The organism is Myxacorys chilensis (assembly GCF_059505265.1).
This window is the reverse complement of the sequence record NZ_JCACKG010000236.1, coordinates 1-2,746: the sequence shown is the minus strand read 5'-3', so window position 1 is coordinate 2,746 and position 2,746 is coordinate 1. Positions and strand designations below refer to the sequence as shown.

The 2,746-nt window shown below is 68.6% G+C and carries 4 protein-coding genes; 2 read left to right on the top strand and 2 right to left on the bottom strand.

Annotation, left to right across the window (positions count from 1 at the left end; all coding sequences use genetic code 11):
• Positions 1-281 precede the first annotated feature (281 nt).
• Positions 282-404: a hypothetical protein gene (locus tag AC5JLB_RS24445; protein ID WP_495876436.1), complete on the top strand. Its 123-nt coding sequence runs from the start codon at positions 282-284 to the stop codon at positions 402-404.
• Positions 405-506: 102 nt separating this feature from the next.
• Here the strand turns inward: AC5JLB_RS24445 and AC5JLB_RS24440 are convergent, their stop codons facing one another.
• On the bottom strand, positions 507-743 hold the full coding sequence (locus AC5JLB_RS24440; RefSeq protein WP_495876435.1) for a hypothetical protein: 237 nt from the start codon (positions 741-743) through the stop codon (positions 507-509).
• 795 nt (positions 744-1,538) lie between these two features.
• Between AC5JLB_RS24440 and AC5JLB_RS24435 the strand changes: the two genes are divergently transcribed.
• Positions 1,539-1,775: a hypothetical protein gene (locus tag AC5JLB_RS24435; RefSeq protein ID WP_495876434.1), complete on the top strand. Its 237-nt coding sequence runs from the start codon at positions 1,539-1,541 to the stop codon at positions 1,773-1,775.
• 250 nt (positions 1,776-2,025) lie between these two features.
• Here AC5JLB_RS24435 and AC5JLB_RS24430 read toward each other — a convergent pair whose 3' ends face one another.
• The gene (locus AC5JLB_RS24430; RefSeq protein ID WP_495876433.1) at positions 2,026-2,607 is read right to left on the bottom strand and encodes a DegT/DnrJ/EryC1/StrS family aminotransferase; all 582 of its coding nucleotides are present in this window, start codon (positions 2,605-2,607) and stop codon (positions 2,026-2,028) included.
• Positions 2,608-2,746 lie beyond the last annotated feature (139 nt).

Here is a 2,746-nt window from a genome sequence, read left to right as displayed (position 1 = left end):
CCTCGCTCCCGCTCGCATCCGGGTCTAGCCGTCTCGGCTCGTCTGTGAACGCGCTCCTCCCGCCACCGTCCCGAGAGGCCCGCATCGCCAACGGGCGCTTCCGGCCCAAGCCCCTTGTCAAGGCGCGCCCTGGCGCCGACGTGACGCGCGAGGTTCGGCCGCCTCCGAGGACGTCCGTCGCATGGTGGAGGAGGGTCTCCTCATCACCGGGCGGGGAGTCCGCGTTGTCATCCCCTTTCCCGCCAAGGACGCCTTCGGACCGGGCGTCTTCTCCTACAAGGATGTTTTCAATCCCGCCGCCGGCCATCTCCGCCGGAAGGCAATCTGCCGCCCCGAAGTCTCGCGCTGTAGCCCTCGTTCAGGATGGCGAAGCCACTGTTCAGCGCTCCGGTCGTCACGGATAGCGAGATCCGGATGCTCTCCACGGGAGGGCCCAGCATCCGGGCGCTCGCTTGCACGCTGCCGACCGCGTAGACATGCGCCCCGAACCGCGTCTGCGCGAGGAGCTACCAATGGCCGAGAAATGCGGCGACCAGCCAGAGGAGGGCTGGATTGAGCCCGAGGATCGCACTGGTCGCGAAGGTCGCACGCAGGGCGTCCGCCCGGAAGAGGATCGTCTGGCCCGCCGTCATGGTCAGCGCCGCCCCTTGCGCGATGACGTAGCTCAGCGGCGTCGCGACGAACGATGGCACGGCCGCATGGGCCGTGAGCAGCTCGTCGACGAGTCCGATGCCTGCCCCCACGGCGGGCACCGCGAGCCAGCCCCCGCCGGCGCTCTAGGCCAAGACAGCAGCTCTCACCGAAAGGTCGATCTTCCCTGCCAAGGATTACAAAGGACATGGCGATGGCCGCGATCCCCAGGATGGCGGTCTGCCGCCCGACGTTGAGGCGGTTCGAGCGCCGGGCTCCGGAGGACAAGCGCCAGGAGTATGGCCCCGAAGGCCAGCAAGAAGCCCGCATCTACGACGCCGAGCCGCCGTGTATGCCCGCTGCGCCCGCACCGCCACGCGCTCCAGCACCGCTGCGAGGAGGAGGATGAGCCCTTCCACGATGCATTGCGCATCCACGTTGACGTTAAGGAGAACCATCCCGTTGCTCAACACCGCGATGAGCAGCGCCCCGAGCCGCGTCGGAGTCACCGAGGCCCGCGTGCCGAAGAGACTCGTGCCGCCGATGATGATCGCGGCGATCGCGTCCAGCGTCAGCGTCGGCGAGGCGTCCGGTGTCTCCGAGCTCAGCCGCGAGGCCGCCGGCAGCGCGCCGGTCCTCACGAGCAGCCTCATCAGCGCGAAGACCTGTGCCCTACGCCGACCGACAGCCGTGTGGCCTCCGGGTTCGCGCCCACCGCGAAGAGCTCGCGCCCCCAGAGGGTGCGGTCCAGCGCGACGTGCACGTGAGGAAGTCCGCCACGAGGAGCGGCACCGGCGCCCCGAGCACCCGCACCGAGTGGAAGAGATCGAGGAATTGACCGGCCAGGATGGCGACCGAGATCGCACCCTCGAAGGCGGCCTGGACGGCACCAAGGACGACCTGGCCTTGTGCCGGTCGAGGACCGCGACGAGCTGGAACATCAGCTCGGGGTGCGGAGTCTGGTCGTCGTCGAAGAACGCCAGGAGATGTGCGCCCCTGGCAATGGCCTCGTCGAGGATGCGTTTGCGCACCTTGGCGAGCTCGTGTGCGGGTTCGTGCACATAGACGATCTCGAGGCCCGGCTGGCCGGGCGCCACGCGGACGAGCCGATGCCATTCGGCCTCGGGGCTGTTGTCCGCGGCTAGGTAGAGGATCCGGTCTCCGGGCACCTGTCGCTGGTGTGGCAGGGTCTCCAGCAGGAGAAGGAGCCGCTGCGGCCAGTTCAGAGTCGGGGTCCTGACCACGACCGTGCGGGCGGAACCAGCTGATATCGAGAACCAGGCACGTCCTGTAAGGATGCCTTCAGCCGATCGTTGCCCGGTCTCGTTGGTAGTGCCTCAAAGAGTCGCGAGATGGACTCAAGGGGACAGACCAGCGGGCGCTATCCCGCCTGCCTCAATAGTCGGACGATCCGCTCGGTTCGTTCCAGAGGCAATTCATGGGACAGCGGCTGGGTGAGCCCCCGCCGGGACATCGGAGGCGACCGGAGTCTCGCTCCAGCCTGGGAGGAACGGCAGCTCGCCCAGGGCGGGATGGGCGTATCGGCGGCTGGCGAACCCTTCGCCCTGCAACAGCGACCTCACCGGCAGCAGGCGGCGTTCCTGGCGGAAGACGACCGTGGCGTAGCCGTAGTTGGCCCAGGTTATGGGGGGTCTCGACGTCGATCAGCTCCATGTCGGGCGGCATCTGCCCCTGGTCGTGATGCCCGCGCTCCTGGCGCGCCGTCCAAACGGCTTCGTGTCCTCCCAGCAACGCCAGTCCGAACGCCGCATGAAGCTCGGACATCTTGGCGTTCGGTCCCAGCTCGCCCGCTGACTCCGAGAGGACACCGAGGGCGCGCATCCGTGTGACGCGCTCGACGATGCCCTCGTCGCCGGAGATCACAGCGCCTCCCTCCACGGTGCCGAAGGTCTTGGTCGCATGCAGGCTCAGCGCGCTCGCCCTCCCGCATCGGACGAGTGGCTCCCGCACGGTCATGATGGCGAAGCAGTGAGCGACTTCGAACAGGAGCGGGACGCCAGGCGCGGCAGAGCCGGGCAAGCCGCCCATCGTCGCCGGCTCGACCCCAAGAGGGCGTGGTCAGGGCAGCGACGATGTCGCCCTGTGCGAGCGCCGC